This window comes from Sphingorhabdus sp. (genome assembly GCF_023910635.1).
Taxonomy (GTDB): Bacteria; Pseudomonadota; Alphaproteobacteria; order Sphingomonadales; family Sphingomonadaceae; genus Sphingorhabdus_B.
The window spans coordinates 174,857-199,929 of the sequence record NZ_JAAVVZ010000003.1; the positions used below are offsets into that span (position 1 = coordinate 174,857).

Sequence of the window (25,073 nt, forward strand, 5' to 3'; positions counted from 1 at the left end):
AGGCATTGGACATCAGGGTTTCAGGACATCAGGTCGACACCGGTGCAGCGCTTCAGACCCATGTGGAAAGACGGCTCGGGTCTATTTCCGGAAAATATTTCACCAAGGCCTTGTCATCCCATGCAACCTTTGGCCGTGCGCCGCATGACGGCTTCACCAGCGATATTGTCATGCATGTGATGCAGGGCCTCGTGCTCAAAGGCCGCGGCGAAGCGCAGGATGCACATGTTGCCTTTGACCGCGCCGCCGAACGGATTGAGAAACAATTGCGCCGTTACATGCGCCGACTGCAGGATCGCCATGTACAAACCGCTTATGCGATAGCGCAAGAAGAAGCCGCATATACTGTGTTTGATGCAGGTGATGGTGAGGATGAAATGCCATTGCCTGATGCACCAGTAATTGTTGCCGAAATGAGCGTAGATATTCCTGAATCGACGGTTTCCGACGCGGTTATGTTAATGGATTTACGCAATACACCCGCCTTGTTATTCAAAAACACTGGAACTGGGCGACATAATATGGTTTACCGCCGCGAAGATGGCACGATCGGGTGGGTTGAACCAAAATCTGCACCTTAGACCTCGGCTGACGTGAATTAATATTCTATATCATTTCAAATATTTAGGGGTTGCGCCGCCGGTCGCACCGGGCGCTTTTGAACAAAATATGATTCGACTTTCTACTAGGCTCGTTGAGGGGGCCGTTGCTGCTGACTTGCTATGTTCGGGGAAATCCGACTTGCTGGCGCAGCTATCGGTTATCGCGGCTGAAAATTATTTTGTCGACGCCGATGCCGTGCTGGACGGCATGATTGAGCGCGAGCGACTTGGCCCAACGGGTTTTGGCGGTGGAACAGCGATTCCGCATTGCAAGGTCTTGGGTATCGACATGCCCGTGGCCGTGTTTGTCCGGCTTTTGAAGCCGGTGCCTTATGATGCTGTCGACGACGAGCCTGTTGATCTGGTCTGCGCGCTTGTTTCACCGGCGCAGGACGGTGCATCGCATTTGCGCGCATTGGCAGAGGTTTCACGCCTGTTTCGCGATGAGAAATTCCGCGCGCAATTGCGTGGTGCCGCAGATTCGTCGGCGATGTTTGCGGTGTTAACCTTCTCTGAAGAGCGTGACGCAGCTTGATTGAACCACGGCTTGCCAGCGGTGTTCTTATCTCCGCAATCAAGCGCATATTAGAAGCCGAAGGTGACTTCGCAACCGTTCTGAAAAAGGGCGATGCGGTGTCCGGTGCCATATTGCTCATCGGCCAGGTTCGTGGCGCAGACCCCAAAGTATACGAACGTTATTCCGCATTAGACGGCCAGTCCGCATGGCAGACGATAGATTTGAAGGAATCTAGCGGTGTTGCGGTGCAGGATTATTGGAAAAAACGATGCGCGCGTGATCCGGATTTGTGGGTTTTTGAACTGGATGTCGCGTCCGGTGCACGGTTGGACCGACTTCTGACCATGTTTATTTGACTTTGCTGCGCTGCGCCATAGATGCGCAGCCATCGAGTAGCGAAGGTTGTCGTTTAGGGCACAAATGGGGTGGCCAGATAAACACGCGAGTCGGATGCAACAAAAGACGAACAACGATAAACTAATAGAGTTTCGTCCGCTGGTGCCGCCGCTTTAATGTATGTTTCATGTTGAAATTTTTTCGGGCTGCCTCTTTGGTAGCCGTATCTTTTACCCTGATTTCCGCAGTCATTACTGCGGATGCAGGATTTGCTTTTGGTAATGACCAAAGCACACAGTTAAGCGCCAACACCATCATCATTGACCCTACGCAGATCGCCGCCGAACAGGCGCAGTTGGATCTCGTGAAAAGCGGTAAAGTGACGGCGACGCTCGCTGACAATGGCGACATTATATATGTTCCAAGCAACGGCATAATGCCCAAATCGCTCCCAAACCCCAATAATGTTGACGCAGATGCGGCAACCATATCCTCACTCACTGACCTTGTGCGCACACAAGATGTCGATGACAGTTTAAGCAAGGAAGAGCGATGCCTTGCCAGCGCGGTCTATTTTGAAGCCAAGGGCGAATCGCTTGCCGGCCAATTGGCTGTGGCCCGCGTCGTGCTTGCCCGCGCCAATTCGGGTCGATTTGCCAGCACATTATGCGGCGTTGTCTTCCAAAAAGGTCAGTTTTCCTTCGTTCGCGGGGCAAGCTTGCCGCCGATCCGAACAGACAGCATGCATTGGCGCAATGCCGTCGCGATCAGCAACATTGCGCTGGACAATAAATGGAAAAGCCCCGTTGAAGGCGCATTGTTCTTCCATGCCCGCCATGTTTCGCCAGGATGGCGTCTGACGCGGATTGGCAGCGTAGACAATCATATCTTCTACCGCTGATCGGTGCGACAGGAATGAACGATAAGGGCCCCTCAAGGGGCCTTTATTTTGTTCCTATTTCGTTCTAAATGCGGATTATGACTCAGGCCCTTACACCTTCATCGATTTCCGGCGCGCCAGCGGTAGCGCGCGGTGTTTCGCGGTTGTTCTTGCGCAACCATATTGTGGTGCAACCTGAGGTCAGCCTGCGCAACAATCGCCGCGCGGATCTCATGGGCCTCAGCAACAAAAGCGAGATTATCATCGTCGAAATCAAATGTTCGCGCGCTGACCTTATGGGTGATCAGAAATGGCCGGAATATCTCGCATATTGTGACCGCTTTTTTTGGGCAGTCCCGGCTGGGTTTGACATCAGCCCGTTGCGAAACGTTGCGTTCATGCCCGAACGCGCCGGTTTGATCATCGCCGACGCTTATGATGCCGAAATCGCGCGGCCAGCCGCATTGGTGCCGCTCGCCCCGGCGCGCCGTAAAACCGAAACGCAGCGGCTCGCGCGGTTAGCCATGCGCCGCTTAATGGGGATATCTGACCCTGACTCCGCGCTATCCGGGTTTGAATTCGAATAGCGCCTGACCCTAAATGGCTTTTTTGGGGTTATACCAGATGGGCGACGAATACGCTCGCTCCTGCGCCTTTAACTCCGTCCCCGGCAGCAATTTGGCGCCATAGCGCAAGGCATCAAACAACACCCAGCGCGGGGTGGGGATTTCGATGACCCGGACATAATAAAATGCACGGATATTGGGGTTAAATTCGGGATCGGTCCACACCGTCCGCAATTCCGGATCACCAATGCTGTTGGTATAGCTCGCTTTCGCGATGTTTACGGTGTCGCCGACTATAGGGAGTTTGCCATTGGCGCCCTTGCGCCTTTTGTCGGCATCGCCCCAAACAACGTCAAAAATCTTTTCCTGCAATGCGCCGGAAGAATCTACCCAGCCTTTGACGACTTGAACGCGATCAAGATTTGCCCCTGCCGGGTCTTTCAACGCCGAAATCATGAACTTTGGCGCGCCGTTGCCGGGCTTTAGGTCTGCGCCCATGGGCACACCCTTTGCATATCCGGCCCTTACCCAGTCGCGTGCAAAATCCTTTTCATTGAAATCCCAACCGCCAAAGAAACGCAATGTCATACGCGGGCCAGTTGTGGCGTACACCTCGCGTCGCATCATTGCGTCAAATATCGCTGCGCGTGTATTGGCCGTGGCCCACACGGCGGCATAGCCGCCCGCCAGATAGTGCCAACCAATACGGCCTTTCCGGGTGCCAAGATTTTGGGCCTGCGAAGCACGGTTGGCGTTAGGCTCTCCACCCGAATGCTTGCCAAAAAAATTATCTTCGTCGCCAGTGGCCAACGCAGTGTGGCTGTCGGTTGAACCGATAACGCCGAATTTATAGGGGTTCACGCCAGTACGCGCCTCGATCGCTAGGCCACGCTTCAACGCCTCACGAATATATTCGCCCGCATAATCCTGCGGCTTTTTCGCGGCCTGCATGGTCAAATTGCCAAGGTCCCAGCCCGCGGTGCCGAAGCCGGAGAATTCGTCGTTCGGCGACAAAAACGGGTGCGATTCACTATCGCCCTTGATTTGCGTGATTTCGGTCACTGGTTCGCGCGCGGCCCGCCGCCGTGCATATGCTGCGGTCATGGGGCCACCATCCGGGCCAACCAATTCGAACATCAGGCCATTGGACAGGTTGCTATTATGCGGGATCGCCAGCACCTTGCCGCCAGTGACCTTCTCATAATTGTCCATATAGTCCCACAATTGGCTGACCGGCGTGTCGCCTTGGCCAGGGTCGTAAGGCAGGACCTTGTCGGTGCGGCTTTTGCCGTCACGGAACATGACGACGCGGTGTAAATTATTGCCGCCGGGCATCAACGTATATTCAAAACCCATGAAGGCGGTGAACTTTCCGGGCTCATTATAGCGTTCGACAAGCGTGCTATGACCCGTCCAGATGTTGGTTGCCGTCTTGCGTTGCTTTTCGGGATTGGTCAGCGCAGCGGGAAGTGTGTTGCGGCCCGCACGGTCGATAAGCTCGCCGGTCACGCGCTGCATGCCCTCAGGCCCCTTATGCATTTCGGTGTGCCAACGCTTCAGCGTGGGGTCGCGAACAAGAAATCCGGGCGCGTCGTATAGAGCCTTGGTTGCGCCAAGTCCGCCCGAGTGGTCAGCGATCACAAGAAAATCAAGCGGTCGTTCCAACTTGGCCTTCATCCCGCCAGTCGACGTAACCTCTTCTCCCCGTGCAAAACGTAGCGCCTCTTCCGGTCCAAGCTTTACGCCAAAGCCAAAGGCATCAATGGAATTGGAGGTATGGAGATGGGTATCGCCCCACAGCAAGGTATTGGCGGGACCAGATGTGACTTCAGCGTCCGATGACATCTGTGCCACGCGCGAATCATTTATGATGCTTTTCTCGCGATATTGCTGCCACCCGTAGGTAAGCCCAGCACCAATCGCAACGACGGCAACACTGCCCAATATTATCTTGCGTATTCTGGCCATTTTATACTCTCCCTGCATTAAAAATGCTCCGGAAAATCACGCCGGTCAAGGCGGCCTTGAATTCCGCTACGTTAAGGGTTGCTTCATGCTCCAAATGAAGCCTGAAGGGCGGCCATCGTCAATCATCGCCAGACCTATTTTCTGGTTTTCGGCACCTAATATCGACTCTGCGCGATAGGTGCCGAGCGCGCGATCCCAAAGCGTCAGCGCGAAACCGAAATTATGTTTCTGTTCCTCGACCAAAGTGCTGTGGTGCACCAGATGCATGTCAGGTGTCACCAAAAGCAGCCGCAATATGCGGTCAAGCTTGCGTGGCAGGCGGATATTGCTGTGGTTGAACAGCGCGTTGGCATTGAGCCATACTTCAAATGCCAATGCGACCAGCAGGGGCACGCCAAGCAAAGCGACGATGGCGGATTTATAGAATGTCGACACTATCAGTTCAAACGGGTGGAACCGTAATGCCGTGGTAACGTCCAGATCACGGTCGCTGTGGTGGACCGCATGCATGCGCCAGAGCAACGGGGTGCGATGCATAAAAAAATGCTGCAACCAGACTGCGAAATCAAGGACGATAAAGGCAATGGCGGCCTCAACCCAAAAGGGCAAGGCGACCAAATTCAGTACGCCAAACTTGTGCGTATCGGCCCAATTTGCGGCCATCCCGACCACGACCAAAAAGGACAGTAGTCGGCCGATAACGGCGTTGCTGACGAAGAATAATGCATGTGTCCGCCATCGTGGGTTTCGGCCCAACACCAACGCACGGCGCGGCCATATCGCTTCGGCGCTTGCGAGCAGGACAAGCAGCAAGGCGGGGATAGCTACCGCATAGTAGTGGCCAAGCCCCGCCTGTATCATGCGCGTTATGCGTTCGCCTGTGCCAAGAAGGGATAATCGGTATACCCTTCCGCATCGGGCGAATACCAGGTTTTGAAATTGTCCGGCGTTAATGCCGCGCCAACGCGCAACCGTTCCACAAGGTCTGGGTTGCTGATATAAGGACGGCCAAAGCTGATCGCGTCGGCAAGGCCCGAGGCAAGATCGGCATCCGCCAATTCCTTGGTATATTCTTGGTTAAGCACCAGCGGCCCTTTGAATATCTTACGGATCTCAGGCGACACGCGCGGCACTTCGGTTTGTCCGAAATTGCCATAAGGTTTGATTTCGCGCAGTTCGAGGAAGGCGATGCCGATATCTTGCAACGCGGCGGCCGCAGCGGTGAACAATGCAACAGGGTTACTGTCGTCCGCGCCTTGCGTTTCGCCATTGGGGGACAGGCGCACCGATGTCCGATCCGCGCCCACAGCGTCCACCACGGCTTGCGTCACTTCGCGCAGCAAGCGGATGCGGTTTTCGATCGCGCCGCCATAATCGTCGGTGCGCAAATTGGTCTTGTCGCGCAGGAACTGGTCAATCAGATAGCCATTTGCCGCGTGAATCTGCACGCCGTCAAAACCTGCGGCCATCGCGTTTTTCGCGGCATGGACATAATCCGCCACAATGCGCGGAATTTCAGAAATATCGAGCGCGCGGGCTTCGGTATAATCTTTCTTACCCTCTGCCGTATGTGCATAACCGGGTGCAGTGGTGGCCGAAGCCGAAACGCATGGCGCGCCGCCCAAGAAATCTGGGTGCACAAGACGGCCCATGTGCCATAATTGCAGGATAATCCGTCCGCCCGCGTCATGCACAGCCTGAGTCACGGGTTTCCAAGCCTTGATTTGCGCGTCGGACCAGATTCCGGGCGCCGATGGCCAGCCAAGGCCTTCTTGGCTAATGCCGGTCGCTTCCGCGATGATCAGGCCTGCGGTGCTGCGCTGGCTGTAATATTCTGCCTTCAGGTCGGACAGGGGCACATGTTCGCCCTCGCTCCGCCCGCGCGTCAACGGGGCCATCAATATGCGATTAGGCGCGGAGATGGCACCAAGTGTAATCGGGTCGAACAAAGTTGCAGTCATGCGATTTCCTGTCATTAAGGCGTTTCTTTGCCGCCTAGATGCGGATGAAAGTTGCAAATTGCAACGGGGGTTTATGCAGCAGAAGATTTTCCATCAGCAATCGCCGAGTCTGCTTGCCTTTGCCGCATTGCTTGCGGGCAATGTTGCGATTGCCTTTGGCCCACTGCTTGTGCGCTATGCTGATAGCGGTCCGATAGCGACCGGATTCTGGCGGCTGGCGCTGGCCACGCCCTTTTTGCTGTTCGTGGGCTATCGTTTTGGTTTTCGCCTCTCGGCGGTCAGCCGTCCGACCTATTGGCTTGCGCTTGTTGCGGGCCTGTTTTTCGGCGTCGATATCATCTTGTGGCATATTGGTATTTTTCAGACAAAAATGGCCAATGCAACGCTGTTCGCCAATTGCGCCAGCCTGTTGCTGGTAATTTATGGCGTCATCATAGCCCGCAAAATGCCGTCGAAATGGGAAAGCATGGCCGTTCTGTTCGCATTTGTCGGCGCGGCTTTGTTGATGGGGCAAAGCCTTGAGCTGTCCCCGCGCCACTTCTCCGGCGACCTTTTGTCGCTTGGTGCCGGGCTTACCTATACCGTCTATTTGGTGCTGATGATGAAGATGCGGCAAAACACCGAAAGCTGGGGCGCGCTTGGCATGGCGAGTGCCATTGCGGCGGTCGTACTGTTGGCCGCTGCTGTCTTTGCAGGCGAACAGATCATCCCGACGGCATGGTGGCCAGTTCTCCTGCTCGCCTTCACCTCGCAATTTTTCGGCCAGGGTTGCCTCACATATGCATTGCCGCATTTCAGCCCACTGGTGATCGGCCTTGCCCTGTTGTTGCAACCCGCCTTATCGGCCTCCGCTGGCTGGCTGGCCTTTGGCGAAACGCTGACGGCGATGGATTTTACGGGCAGCGCCCTCATTATGGTCGCGTTGGTGCTCGTGCGTAAGCAATAGACCTTTTCTTGAACGCGGCGAACGCCTACATATCATATATGTCCGAAAACGCCCTTCCTGCTGACCCGACGATTGATGAAATTCGCGTCGCCCTTGCCCCTGTCATCGGCCGCCATGCTGGCTTTGACGGATGGTCCGTCGCCGCCGTCCATGCCGCCGCTGATGAGATGGGGGTTGACCGCGACGTTGCGATGCTGGCGTTCAAGGGCGAGGGCGTCGACATGATCGACGCATGGGTCGAAGGCGTTGATCTGGAACTTGCCCACCGCCTGCCACTGGAAACGCTGAACGCGATGAAGATCCGAGACCGGATTACGGCATTGGTTGCGACCCGGCTGGAGATTATGGCCCCGGACCGGGAATCCTTGCGCCGTGCGCTTGCCATCATGGCGATGCCGCAAAATCTCCTGAGGGCCGCAAAAATGGGCTGGCGTTCGGCGGACCGCATGTGGCGACTGGCGGGCGATACCGCCACTGACCTGAACCATTATACAAAGCGCATGACGCTGTCGGCGGTCTATGGAAGCACTTTGAGCGTTTTCGTCAATGATGACAGCGAAAATTTCGCCGACACTCGGGCCTTTCTGGACCGTCGGATCGACAATGTGATGCAGATTGAAAAGATGAAATATCAGGCGAAACAGCGCAAGGAATATGCGCCAAGCCTGTCACGTTTCATCGGTCGGCTGCGCTACCCGGCACGTTAATATAAATCCCTATTGATGTTATTGCGAATCGGTTGCAAATAGCGCCCGTGCAACTTGATCATCTTCCGTTGAACCAAATCGCCGTCATTCGGGCGATTGATTGGGAATCCTTGCCCGATCAAGAGGGTCATCGTTTGCGCTCGCTGGGTTTTGAGCCAGGGGTGACAATCGAGGCGTTGCATAAGGGCATATTGATGTGGCGTGACCCATTGGCGGTCCGCGTTGGCCGCATGACGGTGGCTTTGCGCAGCAATGTCGCCGCGGCGATTGATTGCACGTTGCCCGCATGACGCAAATGCCGCCTCTGGTCGCATTGGTCGGTAACCCCAATGCCGGCAAAAGTGCGCTGTTCAATGCATTGACCGGCGCGCGGCAGAAAATTGCCAATTATCCCGGCGTGACGGTGGAGCGTAAATCTGGTCGCGCCGCCTTTGCCGATGGGCGTCCGGTTGAAATGATCGACTTGCCCGGCGCGTATAGTCTGGATCCCGACAGCCTCGACGAAGCCGTCACGCGCGATGTTGTCTTGGGCAAATTGGAGGGGCACCGCCGCCCTGACGCATTGCTGATCGTGCTCGACGCGGGCAATCTCGACAATCATTTGCGCTTTGCGCTTGAACTGATTGCGCAAGGCCTGCCGACGGTTGTTGCGCTTAATATGATTGATCTGGCAGAGCGCGATGGCCTTCGACTCGATGTGCAAATACTGGCCCGCGCGCTTGGTGTGCCGGTGATTGAAACCGTTGCGGTGCGCCGTCGCGGGCTCGAACCATTGATGACTGCGCTGGACCAAGCGCTCAACTATCCGCGCCCGGTGACGGAACCCGTTGCCGCATCCTTTGGCGCCCAGAATCAGCGCGCGCGCGACATTGCCCGTTCGGCCATCATCAGCGAAACCACTGGCCGCCAATGGACACGCAGGCTGGACGCCGTTCTGCTGCATCCGGTCGGCGGCGTCGTCATATTGCTGGGGCTATTGTTCCTGATGTTTCAGGCGGTCTACGGCTGGTCCGAAGCGCCGATTGGTTGGATTGAAAGCGGCTTTGCTTTGCTCAGCGATGGCATCAAAAATGTCCTACCCGACGGATTGCTGCGCTCGTTTCTAACAGATGGCGTCATCGCCGGCGTCGGTTCTGTCATCGTGTTTTTGCCGCAAATTCTGATCCTGTTCCTCTTCATCTTGTTGCTCGAGGCATCGGGCTATATGACCCGCGCGGCCTTTGTGATGGACCGCCTGATGGCGGCAGTCGGCCTGTCGGGGCACAGCTTCATCCCCTTATTGTCATCCTTCGCTTGCGCGATTCCGGGTATCATGGCGACGCGGACGATCATGGATCAAAAGGAGCGATTGGCGACGATCCTGATTGCGCCGCTGATGACCTGCTCGGCGCGTCTGCCGGTCTATACCGTCATCATTGGCGCGTTTATTCCGGCGTCGAGCGTTGGCCCCGGCATCGGCCTTCAGGGTCTTGTCCTTTTCGGCCTGTATATAGCCGGTATATTAGGCGCCATGCTTGCAGCAGCGGTCATCCAGCGCTTTGTGACGCAAAGCCGGACGAGCAGTTTCCTTATCGAAATGCCACGCTACCAATGGCCACGCCCCGGCGACATTGCGATCAATCTGTGGCAACGCGCTTGGGTGTTTTTGCGCCGCGCCGGGACGATCATCTTTGCCGCCACTATTATCTTATGGGCGCTGTTAAGCTTTCCCAAGGCACCCGAGGGCAGTAATGTCTCGCAGGTTGAATATTCGGTCGCAGGCCGCATAGCCGACGGGCTTGAACCGATTGTTCGCCCCATTGGTTTCAACCATGATATTGCGCTGGCGCTCATTCCGGCGATGGCCGCGCGCGAAGTTGCGGTATCGGCGCTCGCAACAGTCTATGCCATTGACGCGGCGGATGAAGACGCCGCAGCGACCAGCCTTGGGCCAAAGCTTGCGGCGGATTGGTCGCTGGCGACGGCCTTGGCCTTCCTCGCCTGGTTCGTATTTGCGCCGCAATGCATCTCGACCATTGCTGTGACACGGCGTGAAACCAATGGCTGGAAATGGCCCATCTTCATGGTCAGCTATCTTTTTGCGCTGGCATATGCGGCTGCTGGGATTACATATTGGACAGCGCGTTCCTTCGGCTTATAGCGGCGCAACAGAAAATTTTATTCAAAGGACGGGAACATGGCGGGAAGCGTCAATAAAGTCATCATCGTTGGCAATTTGGGCGCGGATCCTGAAGTCAAATCATTCCAGAACGGCGGACGCATCTGCAATTTGCGCATCGCAACGTCAGAAGATTGGAAAGATCGCACCACGGGAGAGAAAAAAGAACGTACCGAATGGCACAGCGTCGTGCTCAATTCCGATGGCCTGGTCGGCGTGGCCGAACGTTTTTTGAAAAAGGGCAGTAAGGTGTATATTGAGGGCCAATTGCGCACGCGTAAATGGCAGGACGCCTCTGGCAATGACCGTTACACCACCGAAGTTTCGGTTGCCGGTTTTGATGGCAAGCTGGTGATGCTCGATGGTGCCAAGGGCGGTTCAGGCAGCGGCGAAGGCTGGAGCGGTGGTGGCGCATCGTCAGGCGGCGCGTCTGGCGGCAACAATTGGGGCGCAGGCGGCGGCGGAAGCAGCGGCGGTAGCGGAAGCTCGGGCGGCTTTGGTGGCGGCGACTTCGACAATGATCTTGACGACGACGTACCCTTTTGATCGCACATGAGGGGGCATATAGCAGGGGCCATGATTAAAAAGGCGATCTTGGTCCTTGTTTTGCTCGGCGCGATTGTCGCTTATTTCGTTTTCGATCTTGGCCAGATTCTGAGCCTCGAAAACTTTAAGGCCAGCCAATCAGAAATCGTCGCGGCGAAGGACTCCAATCCTATCCTTTATATAGCGGGATTTTTTATCCTATATGTCGCGGTGACGGGGCTTTCGATTCCCGGCGCGGCGATTATGAGCCTTGTTGCGGGCGCTTTGTTCGGTGTGCTCGTTGGCACAATCATTGTTTCCTTTGCCTCTACCCTGGGTGCGACTTTGGCGTTTTTAAGCGCGCGTTTCGTGCTGCGCGATTGGGTGCAGGGCAAATTTGGCGAACGTCTGCGTGCCGTTGATGAAGGCCTGGAAAAGGATGGCGCTTTCTATCTCTTCACGCTGCGCCTGATCCCTGTGTTTCCGTTTTTCGTGATCAATCTTTTAATGGGCCTGACGCGGATAAAAACACGGACATTTTTCTGGGTCAGCCAATTGGGCATGCTGCCCGCGACCATTGTGTTCGTAAATGCGGGCACGCAGATTAGCCGTATCGAAAGCACCTCTGGCCTATTGTCGCCAACGCTGATCGCGTCCTTTGTCGCGCTCGCTTTCTTCCCTTGGGCGGCAAAGGCTATTGTCGCCTTGGTTAAGCGCAGCCGTGGCTGAACGCTGGCAAAAACCCAAAAGGTTCGACTGCAACCTGATCGTCATTGGCGCGGGTTCTGCGGGCCTCGTGTCGGCCTATATCGCGGCCATGGTGCAGGCCAAGGTGACGTTGATTGAGGCGCATGCGATGGGCGGGGATTGCCTGAACACCGGATGCGTGCCGTCGAAAGCGCTGATCAAAAGCGCGAAGGTTGCCCACCAGATTGCCGATGCCGCGCGCTTTGGTATTGACGTTGGCGCACCCGTCATTGACTTTCCCGCCGTCATGCGCCGCGTGCGGGACGTTATCACTGCCATTGAACCCCATGATAGCGTTGAACGCTTTACGGGCCTTGGGGTTGATTGTGTGCAGGGTTACGCGCGCTTCATCGACCCATGGACCGTCGAGATTGATGGCGCACGGCAGCTGACGGCGAAGTCGTTCATTATTGCCACGGGCGCAGCGCCGCTTATTCCGCCGCTACCCGGTGTCGAGGATAGCGGCTATCTGACCAGCGAAACTTTGTGGGACGCCATGGCCACGCGGCCCGCCGCGCCGACCAGGCTCGTCATCTTAGGTGGCGGGCCGATTGGCTGTGAACTGGCGCAGGCATTTCAGCGGCTTGGATCGAATGTCACCATAATCGAAATGGCCGAACGTTTGCTGATGAAGGAAGATGCAGACGCCGCTGCATTAATCACGACGCGTCTTGAAGCCGAGGGCGTGTCGGTCCTTAATAACCATCGCGCAGTGCGGTTTGCAGCAAGCAAGGCGCTATATGTGGCGGGGCCGGACGGCGAGGTCGAAATTGCCTATGATGACATCATCATTGCGGTTGGACGCAAGCCCCGCATCGCAGGCTTTGGTTTGGAAGAGCTTGGGCTGATCGTCGATGGACGGCTGGACAATGATGCATTTTTGCGCACCAACTTGCCCCATATTTTATGTGCAGGCGATGTGGCGGGGCGTCAGCAGCTTACCCATGGCGGTAGTCATGAGGCATGGTATGCCAGCGTGAATGCGCTTGCGCGTCCCTTCAAAAAATACCGCACCGATTATCGCGTCCTGCCGCGTGTGACCTATACTGAGCCAGAGTTGGCGACCGTAGGCCTGACGCAAGCCGAAGCCGAAGCGCAGGGCCTTTCCTTTGATCTCACGCGGTACGATCTGGATGATCTTGACCGCGCCATTGCCGAAAGCGAGGCGCATGGTTTTGTGAAAATCCTGACCGCAAAAGGCAGCGACCGGATATTGGGCGCGACGATCATTGGTCAGAATGCAGGCGAAATTCTCGCTGAGGTCACCTTTGCCATGAAGCACAATATGGGCTTGCGCAGTATCCTCCAGACCATTCACCCTTACCCCACTTGGGCGGAAGCGAATAAATATGCTGCGGGGCAATTTGGCCTCGCGCGCAAGCCTGAGGGCTTGTTGAAATGGGCAGAACGCTGGTTCCGCTGGCAGCGCGGTTAGGTCTAGTCGAAGCTTTTTGCCGCGAGGATGAAGCGCTGGGCGACCGTCAGTAGGCACAATGCAGCGAACACAATCGCCAGCGTCGGGAAAAAGCCTGGGAACAGGCAAAATAGCACGAAAAACGCGATTGTCTCGCCGCCCTCCATCAACCCAGTTGAATAGATAAATGCCTTTGGCCCATGCGCGCCATCATCGGATGTCTGGCGCGCGATAATGGCCGCAAAGGCCAGAAAGCTGACCGCGGTCAGAGTGAAGCTGGCGATCAGCAGCAAAGCGGGCATTTGGTTGACGGAGTTCATCAACCCGAACGCGATAGGGATTGAGAGATAGAAAACATAATCGCAAATGGTGTCGAGATAGCCGCCAAATTCGGTCGGCCCATTGATGCGGGCAATGGCGCCATCGAGTCCGTCGAAAATCCGGTTGAGCAGGATAAAGCCCAAGGCCGCGGCGAAATTTGACTGGGTGACAAAAAAAGCAGCGCCTAGCGCAAGCCCTGCGCCGCTGATCGTCATCATATTTGCCGAAATGCGCGTGTCCGCGATCCAACCCGCCATGCGGATAAGTGCAGGGTCGACGAAACGGCGCAGTGCCACGTCAAACATGGCGTGCGCCCATCATTTTTTCGCCAATAGGTCCTTAAGGCCAGCCAATGCACCAGTCGGGGCCACATCTTCCTCGCTCTTTACGCCAGCGGCCTTGAGCATTTTCTCCGCCTCTGGACTGCGCGGATAGGGGTTAAGCGCCAGGCCAAGCGACTGAGCCACTGCCTCGCCCAGATCAATAGTCTGGCCATCGTGGAACATTGTGTCGCAATCGTCGGCTTCCAATTCCAGCTCAACTTCACCGCTTATAACGGGTTCGGCGATGAAACGGATATGCACAGCCTCATCCATTTGGGCGGGCACAGGGTCATGCGATGCAATGCAGTATTGCGCGAGGTCAGCGGCGAAGCGGCCAGTTGCCACCACGCCTTTAGAATCATGCGCCAGCGAAATCTCCGCCTTTAGGCAATCCAGCGCAGCCAGATCAAAACGCGCCATCAGGCCAGCGCGCGCGGCCTCATCCGCCGACAGTTGGATATTGCGGCTATGGCTGCCCACTTCAGAAAGCTTGATGACATGGCTGAACTCATTCGCGGTTACCATTTGGCGCCGCCCTCCACCAACTTATCCGGCAATATTGCGCCAAGTGCACGTTCGACATCAAGCAAACCCTGGCGTGTATGCGCAAGCGCCTCTGGCGATGGCGCAACGCTGCGATAGAGGTTACGGAGCAAGGCATCGTCAAGGGCGCTGTGATCGTTCATAGCATTCCGCAGCGCGCCGAGCCTGCCGCCGACGGCGCTCATAATCTGACCGATATGCTTTCCGACAATCATGTCGCCAATGCCGACTTCGCGCAGCTGACCGTCCATGTCGTCGACAAAAACCTCCGTCAGCCGTGCCATATCAAGGGCGTGGGCCTTGCTTTCTTCAAGCCGCAGAAGCACGAGAGACAATATCGTTGCCACCATGTCGAACCTGCCATCAAGGCTATCGGAAACCTGGCCTTCGACATACCAATGCGGCGCGCGTGCCTTGGCAACAATTTGGTTATACAAAGGGACAAGCTTCATTTTGGGGTCAGGTTGCCCGTTGCCGAATAGTCGTTTCAATAATGTCATAACGGCTTTTTTATCCTTACTCATCGGGCGTTCATCTGGGATTGCATATTGATATTGCGCCTTAAGGATGCAATGGCAAAGGCCCAAGTTTAGTGGATTAGCGGAGAAGTCTATGCGCGCGTCGCAAATTGCCGGTCTTGCAACATTGATTGCCGCATTGACACTGTCCACTGGATGCACGCGGCTGCGCTCGCATCAGGGGTATATTGGTGATCAGACTTTGCTGAATTCGGTTCAGCCGGGTGTCGACAATAAGGAATCGGTTCAGGCATCGCTTGGCCGCCCAACCTTTGTCGGCCAGTTTGACCAGAATGACTGGTATTATTATTCGCGTGACGCCAAGCAATTGGCGTTTTCGCAGCCAAAGGCCGACAAGCAATTTGTCCTAAAGGTCCGTTTTGACCCCGCAGGCAATGTCGCGTCGATTTCCCAAACGGGAACGGAATTGATTTCGAACATCAGCCCGATAGGCGACAAAACGCCGACATTGGGCCGGAACACGAGCTTTTTTGAAGAAATTTTCGGCAATATCGGTGCCGTTGGCGCCGGTGGCGCTCCAAGCGGGACGCCGAATAGTCCGAACTGAAAGTAATGTCGGTAAGGGTGCGTCACCATCCAATTGACGTCCCTGAATGATCTCGCCTTGTAAAATCTTCGTCACCCTGAACTTGTTTCAGGGTCCATCTATCAGTCGAGATTTTAGGTTTGTTAGGCGAGATGGATGCTGAACCAAGTTGTGCTGCGCACGCCATCGGCCCCAGCATGACGGTTTTGGATAGGTCTTTGTGTCTTCGTGCGAACATTCAAAGCTTTTTGGTTCGCACGAAGACGCAAAGACACGAACATCCAATAGCGGCAAGTTGCAAGCCGCCTGAACCGACGTCAAATATTTACTCTGCAATCCCCGCAGCCGCCAGCACCGCGAGCGTTACCAAATCACTCGTGCTTGACGCCATGGTCGCCACTTGCACTTGGCGCTCAATGCCCAGCAACATGGGGCCAATGACCTGATCCCCGCCCAATTCGCGCAGCAACTTGGCCGAAAGGTTCGCGGACTGAAGCCCCGGCATGATGAGAACATTCGCGGGGCCAGACAGACGGCAGAACGGGTAGTTTTTCATCAGCGCCGGGTTCAACGCAACATCGGGCGGCATGTCGCCTTCATATTCGAAATCGGGCCGACGTGCGTCCAATATGGCAACCGCATCGCGGATATTGTTGAGCCAGGTTCCCGCAGGATTGCCAAATGTTGAAAAGGACAGAAACGCAACGCGCGGCACATGACCCATACGGCGGGCGACGGCGGCGGTCTTCTCTGCGATATGCGCGAGCTCCTCGGCGCTTGGGCGCTCGTTAACGGTGGTATCGGCAATAAACACGGTATGCGTTTTGCCGACCATGACGTGAATACCAAAGGGGACCGCATCCTTTTTTGCATCAAGCACGCGGCGCAGTTCGCGCAGTGTCTGGCCAAAGGTGCGGGTGACACCCGTGATCATGGCATCGGCCTGATCCATTTGTAGCAGCAACGCGCCAAAGATATTGCGGTCACGGTTGACCATCCGCTGAATATCACGGCGCAGATAACCGCGCCGTTGCAGGCGGCTGTACAGCCGATCGACCATTTTATCGACGAGTGGGCTTGTGGCGCTGTTATGGATCTCATAATCATCGGGATCGGCACCAAGTTCCATCAATTTCTCGGTCACGCGGGCATCACGGCCAATCAAAACCGGAATGCCATAGCCGTCCTGTTTGAACTGGACCGCAGCGCGCACGACGACATCTTCTTCGGCCTCGGCAAAAATCACGCGCTTGGGTTTCGCGCGCGCCGCCTCATAAACTTGGGTGAGCGCCGATGTCGTCGGGTTCTGCCGCGCGCGCAGGCTGGCGCGATAGGCCTGCATATCCGCAATCGGCTTTTGCGCGACGCCCGAATCCATCGCGGCCTTGGCAACGGCGGAGGCAACAATTTCCATAAGGCGCGGGTCGAACGGCGACGGAATGATATAATCCCGGCCAAATTTGTGCATGAGGCCGCCATAAGCCGCTGCGACCTCTTCGGGCACAGTTTCGCGCGCCAGTTGCGCCAGCGCATGTGCGGCGGCAATCTTCATCGGCTCGTTGATGGTGGTCGCCCGCACATCCAACGCACCGCGAAACAGGAACGGGAAGCACAGGACATTGTTGACCTGATTGGGGAAATCGGAACGACCCGTCGCAATAATCGCATCCGGCCGCGCGGCCCGCGCTACGGGCGGCGAAATTTCGGGATCTGGGTTCGCCATCGCGAAAATGATCGGCTGATCTGCCATGGATTTCACCATATCGGCGCTCAAGGCATTTGCCGCCGAAAGTCCCAGAAACACATCCGCGCCAACAATCGCTTCTGCGAGCGTGCGCGTGCTGGTCTTTGCGGCATGCGCGGATTTCCACTGATCCATGCCTTCGGTCCGGCCCTGATAGATGACACCTTTCCGGTCGCACATGATGACATTATTGTGCGGCACGCCCATGCCCTTGATCAGCTCGGTGCAGGCAATTGCCGCAGCGCCAGCGCCGTTGCACACAACCTTGATGTCTTGCAGCGCCTTTCCGGTGAGCGCGCACGCGTTGATCAACCCGGCGGCGGCAATGATCGCCGTGCCATGCTGATCGTCATGAAATACAGGGATGTTCATCCGTTCTTTCAATGTTTGTTCAATGATGAAGCAATCGGGTGCGGCAATATCTTCCAAATTGATGCCGCCAAAGGTCGGCTCCAACAATTCAACCGCGTCGATGAAGCGTTGCGCATCTTCGGTATTCACTTCGATGTCGATGGAGTCGACATCGGCGAATCGTTTGAACAAGACTGCCTTGCCTTCCATCACTGGCTTTGATGCCAAGGCCCCCAAATTGCCCATGCCAAGAATAGCGGTGCCATTCGAGATGACCGCGACCAGATTGCCTTTGGCGGTGTAGTCGTAAGCTGTGGCAGGATCATCATAAATGGCCTGCACCGGCACGGCAACGCCAGGCGAGTAAGCAAGGCTAAGGTCACGCTGAGTCGCCATCGGCTTGGTCGCCACGATTTCGATTTTGCCGGGGCGTCCCTGCGAATGGAAATCGAGCGCTTCCTGCGGGGTGATTTGGACGTCGCTATCGTTCATTCTTGGCCCTGACCATTTATCATCAATTTTTAAGCCCTAACGCGCTGCTGACGCAAGGGCAAGCATTGCCCCGCCCGACGGGCTTCGCTAACGCACTGTTTATGGCGGGGGACAACACACCGACACCCATGATGGTGCAGTATCTTGGTTTGAAGGCCAAGGCGGGCGATTGCCTGCTGTTTTACCGCATGGGTGATTTTTTCGAATTATTCTTTGATGATGCACGCGCGGCGGCAGCGACGCTCGACATCGCTTTGACGTCGCGCGGGGAACATGATGGCAAACCAATTCCCATGTGCGGCGTGCCTGTTCATGCCGCCGAAGGTTATTTGGCGCGGTTGATTAAGGCGGGGCATCGCGTCGCGATTGCCGAGCAGACGGAAAGCCCGGACCAAGCCAAAGCGCGTGGTGGAAAGACGTTGGTCACGCGCGACATTGTGCGGTTTGTGACCGCAGGGACGCTGACTGAGGATAGTCTGCTGGATAGCTGGGCATCCAACATGCTCGTGGCAGTTGCGCAGGTCGGAGAGTTTTTTGGGATAGCCGCCGCCGACATCTCGACAGGCTATTTTGAACTGGTCACAGTGACCGGTGGCGCGCTTGAGGCGGAGTTGGCACGGCTTTCCGCCAGCGAGTTGGTTGTGCCCGATGGGTTTGCAGAACTTCCAGGTGCCATTCTACGGCCAAGGGCAGATTTTGACAGCGTTGTCGGCGGCGATGTGTTGCGGCAGCATTTTGCGCTCAATACGCTCGATAGCATTGGCCCCATCACGCGGGCCGAACAAGCTGCGGCTGGTGGCCTGATTTCCTATCTCGCGCATGCCGGACAGGGCAAAATGCCCTTCCTAAAACTCCCCGTCCGCCGCGAGGTGCACGAACATCTTTTGATTGATCAGGCCACGCGCGACAGTCTGGAGATCAACAGCGCTAGCAAAGGTGGGCGCACGGGGTCTTTGCTGGCTGAGGTTGACCGCACGATTACAGGCGCAGGTGCGCGGCAACTGGCCGCTGATCTTGCTGCCCCCCTGATGGACAAAGCGAAAATAGATGCGCGCCTATCGCTGGTGCAATGGTTTCATGATGCGCCGCTGACCCGCGATGCGGTGCGGGCGGCATTGCGGCAACTGCCCGATATTGCGCGCGCGCTTGGCCGTGTTGTGGCGGGGCGGGGCAGCCCAAGGGACTTGGGCCAGATTCGCGACGGGTTGGATGCGGCGCGGGCTTTGCGCGAGCGTCTGGGCGCAATGGCGGACCGTCCAGAGCTGCTTGATCAACTTCTGCCCGCATTGGATGGCCATGGCCATATTGTCGACCTGCTGGCGCGCGCTTTGGTGACTTCTCCGCCCACCGATACGACGCAAGGCGGCTATATCGCCGAAGGCTATGACGCCGCTTTGGATATGCTGCGGGTGGCGGGGCGCGATGGACGACAAGCGATCGCGCAGTTGGAAGCGCGTTATCGCGATACGACGGGCATATCTGCGCTCAAAATACGGCACAATGCCGTTCTTGGCTATTTTGTCGAGGTGCCTGCCAAGCATGGCGATGCATTGATGGCCGCCGGGACAGGCTTTACCCATCGGCAAACGATGGTGGGCGCGGTGCGGTTCAATTCGCCAGAATTGCATGAAGAAGCGGTCCGCATCACGCAAGCCGGCGGCCATGCGTTGGCCGCCGAAGCGGCGCATCTGGAAGAGCTGATGGCGCTGATATTGTCCCGCCGCGATCCCATTGCCACAAGCGCCGATGCTTTGGCGCGTATTGATGTGTCCGCCGCGCTCGCCGAGCGCGCTGCGCAGAGCAATTGGTGCCGCCCAAATTTTGTTGCCCACCCCTGCCTTGAGATCGAAGGCGGACGTCATCCCGTCGTCGAAAGCGCGCTGGCAAAGTCGGGCGACCGGTTCATCGCCAATGACTGCAAGCTGTCGCCTGAAAAGCGATTATGGCTGGTTAGCGGTCCGAACATGGGCGGTAAGTCGACCTTTTTGCGACAAAATGCGTTGATCGTTTTGCTGGCGCAGGCAGGCAGCTATGTGCCCGCAACCTCGGCGCGGCTTGGCCTTGTCGACCGATTGTTCAGCCGCGTTGGCGCGTCGGACAATTTGGCACGCGGCCGGTCAACCTTCATGGTCGAAATGGTCGAAACCGCCGCGATTCTTGCCCAAGCGACCGAGCGCAGCTTCGTCATATTGGATGAGGTTGGGCGCGGTACGTCGACCTATGATGGCCTTGCCATTGCTTGGGCGGTGGTGGAGGGCATTCATGAAACCAATCGTTGCCGATGCCTGTTCGCGACGCATTATCACGAACTGACGCGGCTGGCGGACAGCCTTGATGCGCTATCGCTGCACCATGTCCGCGCAAAAGAATATAAGGGCGATCTGGTGCTGCTGCATGAACTTGCCGATGGCCCGGCGGACCGCAGCTATGGCATTGCGGTGGCAAAGCTTGCCGGCCTTCCGCCGCAGGTTGTGGCGCGCGCAAGTGCCGTGCTTGCCAAGCTTGAAAAAGGCCGCGTTGAAACCGGCGGGCTGGCGGCGGGGCTTGGCGATTTGCCTTTATTCAGCGCCGCCATTGATGCCGCCGAGGCGAAAGTCGATGCGCTGCGCGAAAAACTGTCCGGCCTCGACATCGACGCACTGAGCCCGAAGGCCGCGCTTGATTTATTGTATGAACTCAAGCGCACGGCTGGCGAAAACGGATGAAGTCCTAGGTCAGGGACAGAAACAGTCCCGCCAACGCCGCGCTCATCAGGTTCGACAGCGACCCTGCGGCAAGTGCCTTGAGTCCAAGCTTCGCAATCATGGGACGTTGATTGGGTGCTAGGCTGCCGGTTATTGCGATCTGAATTGCAACCGAGAGGATATTGGCAAAGCCGCATAGCGCGAAAGTGACAATAGCTACTGTCGATGCCGAAAGCGTCTTTTCGGCCCCGAGATCAATAAAAGCTACAAACTCGTTGATGACGATCTTGGTACCAAATAGGCCGCCGGCCTGAATGGCTTCGTTCCAGGGCACGCCGAGCAGGAACATCAGTGGTGCAAAGACATAACCGACGATTTGTTGGAAGCTAAGATCCGGCTGCCCAAACCAGCCGCCAACGCCACCCAATATGCCATTGGCGAGCGCAACAAGGGCGACGAAGGCCAATACCATTGCGCCAACGGCGACCGCCAGCTTAACGCCGGTTTGCGCGCCTTGCGTGGCGGCCATGATGATATTGGCGGGCTTTTCTTCGCCGTCGTCATATGCGATTACTGGCTCATCATCGGGATGCGGGTTGGGCAGCGCCGGGTCGCTTTCACTGACCGGCATCGGCGGGATGTCCGGCATCATCAGCTTGGCCATCAATATGCCGCCCGGCGCCGACATGAATGCGGCGGCAAGCAGATAATCAATGCGGATGCCCATTGAGGCATAAGCGGCCAATATGGTTCCGGCTACGCCCGCCATGCCGACGGTCATGACGCAAAATAATTGTTCAGGCTTCAGCCCAGCGAGATAGGGTCGAATGACCAAGGGTGATTCCGATTGACCGACAAAGATATTGGCGGCGGCACACAGGCTTTCCACTTTTGAAATGCCCGTGATTTTCTGCAGCCCGCCGCCGATCCAGCGGATGACATATTGCATGATGCCGAGATAATAGAGGATCGATATCAACGAGGCAAAGAAGATGATCACTGGCAGCGCTGCAATGGCAAAGCTGTTCCCGCCAATTTCGGGGGAAGCTAAAGGACCAAAGATGAACTTTGTCCCTTCACCTGCGTAGCCCAAAAGGTTGGCAACACCGTTGGACATGAACGCAAGCACAGTTTTGCCCCAAGGCACGTACAACACCAAGGCCGCCAAACTTGCCTGCAGGGCAAAAGCCGCACCGACGACACGAAACTTGATCGCACGGCGGTTGGACGACAACAAAACCGCAATCGCCAGAATGACGACCATGCCCGCGATACTCATTAAAATCTGCATAAAGTCCCGACCCCAGAATAATGAGGCGACACCTAGCGCCATCGTTGGCCTTGCGCCAATAAAATTAGACGCTAGTCAGTTTTGGATGACTGATCAAACCACATCACATGCGACGAGCGGGGGCATCCCTAAATCGCTTTTCATGTTTTCAATCATTTATGGCGGCATGGTGTGCATTGCCGGTGTGCTTGGAAATAAGCAGGTTTCTTTAGGGCCGCTGGCTGTTGAAGCGGGCATTTTTCCGTTTCTTTTGCTGGTCATCCTTTCCAGCGCGGTAGCAGCCTTGCACGGTAAGATTATTGCGGATCGATTGGTCAAATATGGCTTCATTCCGCTCATTGCGTCGATATTGCTCGCGTTGCTGGTGCTTTCACTGCCGCCGTCGCCGAAGATGGACGCCAAAAATCTGGATGCGTTCAACACCATGATGGGGCAGACGCCGCGCATTTGGCTGGCAGGCATAATCGCTTATGGCGTGTCGCAAATGCTCAACGTCTATCTGTTTGATCGTTTGAAAGATACTGTGGGCAAATATGTGGCGTTGCGCGGCGCCATCGCTGCGGTTTTATCGCAGATCATTGATACCTTATTGTTCGTAAGCATTGCCTTTTACGGCGTGTTCCCCATCATGGACTTGCTGTTCGGCCAAATGCTGGCGAAGGTTGTTCTGAGCATGATCATGGTGCCGTTGCTCATCACTTTCTTTGTCAGCTACGGCCATAAGCTGGACGGCACAGACCCCAAAGCAGTTGGTGCGCATGACCATTGATCCCGCCAATCTCGCCAAGGCCGAAACGCTAACCGAGGCGCTGCCTTATTTGCAGCGTTATGCGGGTAAGACCTTTGTCGTCAAATATGGCGGCCATGCGATGGGCGATGCCAGCCTCGCGCGCGATTTCGCCGACGATGTGGTGTTGTTAAAGGCTGTCGGCATCAACCCTGTTGTCGTTCATGGCGGCGGGCCGCAAATTGGCGCAATGCTGAAGAAATTGGGCGTGGAGAGCGAATTTGTGGATGGCCTTCGCGTCACCGATGCCGAAACCGCAAAGATTGCCGAAATGGTGCTATCGGGCGCGATTAACAAGGAACTGGTCGGCTGGATCAATGCCGCCGGTGGTAAGGCGCTGGGCATATCGGGCAAGGATGGCGGGTTCGTGACCGCCACCAAGGTGCAACGCACACAAAAAGACCCCGATAGCCATATCGAACGGAATATCGATCTTGGCTTTGTCGGCGAACCAACCACCGTAGACCGCAGCATCATTGATACGATTAGCGCGGCAGGCATGATTCCTGTGATCGCGCCGATTGGTGTTGGTGTAGATGGCCATACGTATAACATCAACGCCGACACCATGGCTGGCGCGGTGGCGAGTGCGCTGGGGGCCTCGCGGCTTTTCCTTTTGACCGACGTTGCTGGCGTACTGAACAAGTCGGGCGAATTGCTAACAGACCTTGACCCTGCGGCGATTGCCGCGTTGCAAAATGACGGCACGATCAGCGGCGGGATGATCCCCAAAATCCAAACATGTGTCGATGCGGTGCAAGCGGGCGTGGATGCGGCGGTTATCCTCGATGGTCGCACCAGCCATGCCATGCTCATCGAAATGTTCACCGTAAAGGGTGCAGGAACCCTGATTCACAAGTAAACCGCGGCCTGCACTGTTTTGGGCAGTTGATACAGCGCGCTGCCTCGGCTAATCGCTTCGACAAACTTTTTTCGGAGAATTCCATGCTTCTCGCGCTTATTTCCATAATCGGATATTTGATGACGATATTGTCCACCGTCGTCATCATTCAATTCATCCTGAGCCTGCTGATTTCGTTTAATGTCGTCAGCCTGTCGAACAACATCGTCGCCTCCATCTGGCACGCGCTTTCGGTTATCTTGGATCCGTTTCTAAAGCCTATCCGCAAGATCATGCCTGATACTGGGATGATCGATTTTTCGCCGATGGTGTTATTGATCGGTCTGCGCATATTGCAGATGCTGTTGGTGGGTGTGGCCAATGATATTTCTGCGGCGGGCATGTGAGCAACGCAGTGATTATTGATGGCAAGGCATTTGCAGCCCAATTGCGTCTGCGCGTGGCCGCTGCTGTTGAAAACTTTGTAGCGTTAACGGCCCATAAGCCGGGCCTTGCCGTTGTGCTGGTGGGTGAAGACCCGGCCAGTCAAGTGTATGTGGGTTCCAAAAAGAAAGCGACGGTCGAGGCGGGCATGAACAGCTTCGAACATCGCCTGCCCGCGTCGGTTTCGCAAGGCGAACTCATCGCGCTGGTCAAAACACTCAACGCCGATGCTGCCGTCGATGGCATATTGGTGCAATTGCCCTTGCCACCGCATATCGACGATAAAGCCGTGATCGCCGCGATTGATCCGGGCAAGGATGTTGACGGCTTTCATGTCGTCAATGCGGGGCGTCTCGCGGTGGGTGAGGAGGCGTTTGTCCCTTGCACGCCGCTTGGTTGCCTGATGCTGTTAAAGGACCATATGGGTGATCTGTCCGGCAAGAACGCCGTGGTTATCGGGCGGTCGAACATTGTCGGTAAGCCGATGGCGCAATTGCTGTTGGCCGAAAATTGCACTGTGACAATCGCACATAGCCGAACGCAGGATTTGCCAGATGTTGTGCGCCGTGCAGACATCGTTGTGGCTGCTGTTGGCCGCGCGGAGATGGTGACCGGCGATTATTTGAAACCCGGCGCGGTGGTGATTGATGTTGGCATCAACCGCTTGGAGCCCGAGGCGGGCCAAAGCAAAGGTCGTTTGGTCGGCGACGTTGCCTTTGACGACGCGTTGCGCCATGCTGGGGCCATAACCCCTGTCCCGGGCGGGGTCGGGCCCATGACCATTGCCTGCCTGTTGCGCAATACATTGGTTGCCGCGCACCGCCGGGCAGGAGTTGCCGCACCAGAAGGAATATGACGCG

General features: G+C 56.4%; 26 protein-coding genes. 18 read left to right on the forward strand and 8 right to left on the reverse strand.

The features are described 5' to 3' along the window. Positions 1-5: 5 nt before the first annotated feature. From raiA to HEQ34_RS02735, 5 genes are all read left to right on the forward strand, one after another. Entirely contained in the window at positions 6-581 is a 576-nt protein-coding gene (gene raiA / locus HEQ34_RS02715) for a ribosome-associated translation inhibitor RaiA (RefSeq protein WP_296197021.1), read from the forward strand. A gap of 88 nt (positions 582-669) precedes the next feature. Then, positions 670-1,137, forward strand: a complete 468-nt coding sequence (locus HEQ34_RS02720; RefSeq protein WP_296197023.1) for a PTS sugar transporter subunit IIA — start codon at positions 670-672, stop codon at positions 1,135-1,137. Continuing rightward, positions 1,134-1,475, forward strand: coding sequence for a DUF1491 family protein (locus HEQ34_RS02725; protein ID WP_296197030.1), 342 nt, complete (start codon positions 1,134-1,136; stop codon positions 1,473-1,475). Before HEQ34_RS02720 ends, HEQ34_RS02725 begins: the two co-directional genes overlap by 4 nt. A gap of 167 nt (positions 1,476-1,642) precedes the next feature. Beyond that, positions 1,643-2,356, forward strand: a complete 714-nt coding sequence (locus HEQ34_RS02730) for a cell wall hydrolase (RefSeq protein WP_296197032.1) — start codon at positions 1,643-1,645, stop codon at positions 2,354-2,356. Between the two features lie 77 nt (positions 2,357-2,433). Continuing rightward, positions 2,434-2,922 (forward strand): MmcB family DNA repair protein, encoded by a 489-nt coding sequence (locus HEQ34_RS02735; protein ID WP_366934838.1) that lies wholly within the window; start codon positions 2,434-2,436, stop codon positions 2,920-2,922. A 9-nt stretch (positions 2,923-2,931) separates the two neighbouring features. Here HEQ34_RS02735 and HEQ34_RS02740 read toward each other — a convergent pair whose 3' ends face one another. From HEQ34_RS02740 to HEQ34_RS02750, 3 genes are all read right to left on the reverse strand, one after another. Continuing rightward, positions 2,932-4,869 (reverse strand): DUF3604 domain-containing protein, encoded by a 1,938-nt coding sequence (locus HEQ34_RS02740; RefSeq protein ID WP_296197037.1) that lies wholly within the window; start codon positions 4,867-4,869, stop codon positions 2,932-2,934. A gap of 66 nt (positions 4,870-4,935) precedes the next feature. After that, entirely contained in the window at positions 4,936-5,730 is a 795-nt protein-coding gene (locus tag HEQ34_RS02745; RefSeq protein WP_296197038.1) for a sterol desaturase family protein, read from the reverse strand. A gap of 5 nt (positions 5,731-5,735) precedes the next feature. Then, complete coding sequence (locus HEQ34_RS02750) at positions 5,736-6,830, reverse strand: alkene reductase (RefSeq protein WP_296197167.1); 1,095 nt, start codon at positions 6,828-6,830, stop codon at positions 5,736-5,738. Positions 6,831-6,903: 73 nt separating this feature from the next. Here HEQ34_RS02750 and HEQ34_RS02755 point away from each other — a divergent pair, with 73 nt between their 5' ends. The 7 genes from HEQ34_RS02755 to HEQ34_RS02785 are packed head-to-tail and all read left to right on the forward strand — an operon-like array spanning position 6,904 to position 13,348. Continuing rightward, entirely contained in the window at positions 6,904-7,776 is an 873-nt protein-coding gene (locus HEQ34_RS02755) for a DMT family transporter (RefSeq protein WP_296197040.1), read from the forward strand. Between the two features lie 38 nt (positions 7,777-7,814). Beyond that, the gene (locus HEQ34_RS02760) at positions 7,815-8,483 is read left to right on the forward strand and encodes a COQ9 family protein (protein ID WP_296197042.1); all 669 of its coding nucleotides are present in this window, start codon (positions 7,815-7,817) and stop codon (positions 8,481-8,483) included. Positions 8,484-8,530: 47 nt separating this feature from the next. Further along, the gene (locus HEQ34_RS02765) at positions 8,531-8,773 is read left to right on the forward strand and encodes a FeoA family protein (protein WP_296197045.1); all 243 of its coding nucleotides are present in this window, start codon (positions 8,531-8,533) and stop codon (positions 8,771-8,773) included. Further along, positions 8,770-10,623 (forward strand): ferrous iron transporter B, encoded by a 1,854-nt coding sequence (locus HEQ34_RS02770; protein ID WP_296197048.1) that lies wholly within the window; start codon positions 8,770-8,772, stop codon positions 10,621-10,623. The genes HEQ34_RS02765 and HEQ34_RS02770 overlap by 4 nt, the downstream gene beginning before the upstream one ends. Positions 10,624-10,659: 36 nt before the next feature. After that, entirely contained in the window at positions 10,660-11,187 is a 528-nt protein-coding gene (gene ssb, locus HEQ34_RS02775; protein ID WP_296197050.1) for a single-stranded DNA-binding protein, read from the forward strand. Positions 11,188-11,217: 30 nt separating this feature from the next. Continuing rightward, positions 11,218-11,895: a TVP38/TMEM64 family protein gene (locus HEQ34_RS02780; RefSeq protein ID WP_296197053.1), complete on the forward strand. Its 678-nt coding sequence runs from the start codon at positions 11,218-11,220 to the stop codon at positions 11,893-11,895. Beyond that, positions 11,888-13,348: an FAD-dependent oxidoreductase gene (locus HEQ34_RS02785; protein ID WP_296197055.1), complete on the forward strand. Its 1,461-nt coding sequence runs from the start codon at positions 11,888-11,890 to the stop codon at positions 13,346-13,348. The genes HEQ34_RS02780 and HEQ34_RS02785 overlap by 8 nt, the downstream gene beginning before the upstream one ends. 2 nt (positions 13,349-13,350) lie before the next feature. Here HEQ34_RS02785 and HEQ34_RS02790 read toward each other — a convergent pair whose 3' ends face one another. The 3 genes from HEQ34_RS02790 to HEQ34_RS02800 are packed head-to-tail and all read right to left on the reverse strand — an operon-like array spanning position 13,351 to position 15,038. Beyond that, positions 13,351-13,953, reverse strand: a complete 603-nt coding sequence (locus HEQ34_RS02790) for a CDP-alcohol phosphatidyltransferase family protein (RefSeq protein WP_296197057.1) — start codon at positions 13,951-13,953, stop codon at positions 13,351-13,353. A 12-nt stretch (positions 13,954-13,965) separates the two neighbouring features. Beyond that, positions 13,966-14,496, reverse strand: a complete 531-nt coding sequence (locus HEQ34_RS02795) for a YceD family protein (protein WP_296197059.1) — start codon at positions 14,494-14,496, stop codon at positions 13,966-13,968. After that, entirely contained in the window at positions 14,490-15,038 is a 549-nt protein-coding gene (locus tag HEQ34_RS02800; RefSeq protein WP_296197062.1) for a ubiquinol-cytochrome C chaperone family protein, read from the reverse strand. Before HEQ34_RS02800 ends, HEQ34_RS02795 begins: the two co-directional genes overlap by 7 nt. Positions 15,039-15,126: 88 nt before the next feature. Here HEQ34_RS02800 and bamE point away from each other — a divergent pair, with 88 nt between their 5' ends. Then, positions 15,127-15,600, forward strand: coding sequence for an outer membrane protein assembly factor BamE (bamE, locus tag HEQ34_RS02805; RefSeq protein ID WP_296197064.1), 474 nt, complete (start codon positions 15,127-15,129; stop codon positions 15,598-15,600). A 304-nt stretch (positions 15,601-15,904) separates the two neighbouring features. Here bamE and HEQ34_RS02810 read toward each other — a convergent pair whose 3' ends face one another. Then, entirely contained in the window at positions 15,905-18,166 is a 2,262-nt protein-coding gene (locus HEQ34_RS02810) for an NADP-dependent malic enzyme (RefSeq protein WP_296197068.1), read from the reverse strand. Between the two features lie 101 nt (positions 18,167-18,267). Between HEQ34_RS02810 and mutS the strand changes: the two genes are divergently transcribed. After that, positions 18,268-20,871 carry a DNA mismatch repair protein MutS gene (gene mutS / locus HEQ34_RS02815; protein WP_296197071.1) on the forward strand — a complete coding sequence of 868 codons (2,604 nt, stop codon included), beginning with the start codon at positions 18,268-18,270 and terminating at the stop codon, positions 20,869-20,871. Between the two features lie 4 nt (positions 20,872-20,875). Here the strand turns inward: mutS and HEQ34_RS02820 are convergent, their stop codons facing one another. After that, the gene (locus tag HEQ34_RS02820; RefSeq protein ID WP_296197075.1) at positions 20,876-22,141 is read right to left on the reverse strand and encodes a NupC/NupG family nucleoside CNT transporter; all 1,266 of its coding nucleotides are present in this window, start codon (positions 22,139-22,141) and stop codon (positions 20,876-20,878) included. Positions 22,142-22,226: 85 nt separating this feature from the next. Here HEQ34_RS02820 and HEQ34_RS02825 point away from each other — a divergent pair, with 85 nt between their 5' ends. The 4 genes from HEQ34_RS02825 (at position 22,227) to folD (ending at position 25,069) form a co-directional block, all read left to right on the forward strand. Continuing rightward, the gene (locus HEQ34_RS02825) at positions 22,227-22,910 is read left to right on the forward strand and encodes a queuosine precursor transporter (RefSeq protein ID WP_296197077.1); all 684 of its coding nucleotides are present in this window, start codon (positions 22,227-22,229) and stop codon (positions 22,908-22,910) included. Then, on the forward strand, positions 22,900-23,790 hold the full coding sequence (argB, locus tag HEQ34_RS02830) for an acetylglutamate kinase (protein ID WP_296197079.1): 891 nt from the start codon (positions 22,900-22,902) through the stop codon (positions 23,788-23,790). The genes HEQ34_RS02825 and argB overlap by 11 nt, the downstream gene beginning before the upstream one ends. A gap of 83 nt (positions 23,791-23,873) precedes the next feature. Continuing rightward, positions 23,874-24,176, forward strand: coding sequence for a YggT family protein (locus tag HEQ34_RS02835; protein ID WP_296197082.1), 303 nt, complete (start codon positions 23,874-23,876; stop codon positions 24,174-24,176). Continuing rightward, a complete protein-coding gene (folD, locus tag HEQ34_RS02840) occupies positions 24,173-25,069 on the forward strand; it encodes a bifunctional methylenetetrahydrofolate dehydrogenase/methenyltetrahydrofolate cyclohydrolase FolD (protein WP_296197087.1) in 897 nt (298 codons plus the stop codon). Before HEQ34_RS02835 ends, folD begins: the two co-directional genes overlap by 4 nt. Positions 25,070-25,073: the final 4 nt, after the last annotated feature.